The sequence below is a fragment of the Frankia tisae genome, assembly GCF_025403405.1.
In the GTDB taxonomy this organism is placed as follows: Bacteria; Actinomycetota; Actinomycetes; order Frankiales; family Frankiaceae; genus Frankia; species Frankia tisai.
In genome coordinates, this window is the sequence record NZ_JANEZT010000645.1 from 1 (window position 1) to 1,838 (window position 1,838).

The window sequence follows — 1,838 nt, forward strand, 5'->3', positions numbered from 1 at the left end:
GCTCGGGGGTAGGTGCGTTCGCGGCGGGTGTTGAGCCTGGTGGGCCGGGTGATACCGGCGGCGGTCGCGGCCTGGCAGGCCAGGGCGGCGATCGCGTGGTGGGGAGTTCACCGGGCCAGCGGCGTGCCAGCCCGCGCGGCGGCGAGCAGCGCCTCACGCGCGGCGCCGGTGTCCGCTGCCGCGCACCAGTCCGCCCAGGACCAGAGGTTCCGGCGCGTCACGCTGGACGAACGGCGTCAGGACTCCCAGCGAGATCCAGTCCGTCAACCGGCTGACCGCCACCACCCGAGTGTCCGCCGCAGCGTTCGATCATGCCGCTACCCGCACAGAACCACTGCAACCGACACACCGACGACTCTCGGGATCCCATGAGCGGAAGTGGCATTGTGCCGTGTCCACGCTGCCGCCTGGGTGGAACCATCTCACCCGCACAGCGCCGGGAATCATGTCGTGTAGGCGGCTGGCAAGGTCGATCAGTCCCCGCCCGCTGCCGAACCGGCCATCGACTGTCGACGTCGAACGTAGCCGTGTTTTCCCGGTAGCGGGCGGCGGCGCCCGGACTCGGCCGAAGTTTTAATCTCGTTTGGCTCCCACATGTTCGGCTCTGTGTCGCTCGTGGCTCTGGCCGATTCAGCGCCCATGAGTGAGGTCACTCCGTCTCCGCTCTCTCCGAGTGTCGCTATTCGGCGTCGGTTCATCTGGCAGTTTCCGCCCATCGTTTGTTCGGACTACCGTGTAGCGTGGTAGTCGCCCACTTCCTAGCCGGCGAGGTCCATGAAGTCGGCGAGGGAGCGGAGTTCCTGACTCAACGGGCGCTTGCGGCTCCGCAGGATCGCCAGCAGGATATCTTTGCCCTTCCGCTGGTGTCGGAGCCATTCGGGGGAGGTCTGCCGCAGGTGAACGAGAAAGTCCGCCGCATCGCGATGGTCACGAAGGGATGTGTGCGGCAGCGACGTCGAGGAGGTGCCGGCTGAGGTTGTCGGACCAGTACCGGTCCGACCGTACCTGACGCAGCGGAAGTAGATTCGGTTTGTCTCCCTCTTCCCTATCCGGCACCGGGCCGGGGGAAGCGGAGCCGAAAAGCGATGATGTCTCGACATCGAGGGCGCGGACCAGAGCGTGAAGCGTTTCGATTCGAGCGCCTCCACCCTGTTCGATCTTGCGAAAGGTGGAAACACTGAGTTCGGTCGCGTGGGCCTGCCGCCGCGCCCTCTCCCCACCCACATGAGGCGGCCACGTCCGACGGCGACCACGACGGGCCAGCGCATGGATCTACTGATCTTTAATGTGTGAGGTTACGTCGATCACAACCCTTCCCAGGCCAGGCCGGTTTCGGCGAGGAATCCGACGAGCAGACGGATCGGTACTGCATCTGTTTCAGCCCGTGCCTGACCCTCTGGTACACCTCGTCCATGGTGCGAACAACCAGGTTCGCCAGGATGGCGCGTTTCAACCAGGACCACACTCCCTCTGCCGGGTTCAGCTCAGATGCGTACGCCGGTAGCAGCACCGCACTCACCCAGCCGGCGTGCGCGTCCAGGAAGGTGGCCATCTCCGCCTGCCGGTGCGCGTTCACCCGGTCCCAGACCAGCACCAGCCGGCCGCCGGGAAGCTGCGCGTGCGCGGCCGGCCAGCAGATCCCGGCAGTCGGTCCAGCCGATCCCCCTGCGCTCACCCGAGCGGCCACGCCACACCCGGACCCGGTAGACCAGCCGCGGCCGCGATGACCTCCCCCATCACCTGGAGGTTGAGGGCGTTAAGCGCCTTCGGCCGGTTGAGGGTGATCAGGGCGACGCCGGGATGTGGCCGATCGATGAGAATGGTCTCGTAACCGGTGG

At 66.5% G+C, this 1,838-nt stretch carries 1 protein-coding gene; it reads right to left on the reverse strand.

Annotated features, from left to right (window positions below; translation table 11 throughout):
- Positions 1-1,282 precede the first annotated feature (1,282 nt).
- The gene (locus NBZ85_RS30805) at positions 1,283-1,552 is read right to left on the reverse strand and encodes a transposase (RefSeq protein ID WP_261557363.1); all 270 of its coding nucleotides are present in this window, start codon (positions 1,550-1,552) and stop codon (positions 1,283-1,285) included.
- Positions 1,553-1,838 lie beyond the last annotated feature (286 nt).

Bases quoted from the DNA above. Each gene is read 5' to 3' on its own strand.
- NBZ85_RS30805 (WP_261557363.1), bottom strand. From the start codon at position 1,552: ATGGCCACCTTCCTGGACGCGCACGCCGGCTGGGTGAGTGCGGTGCTG.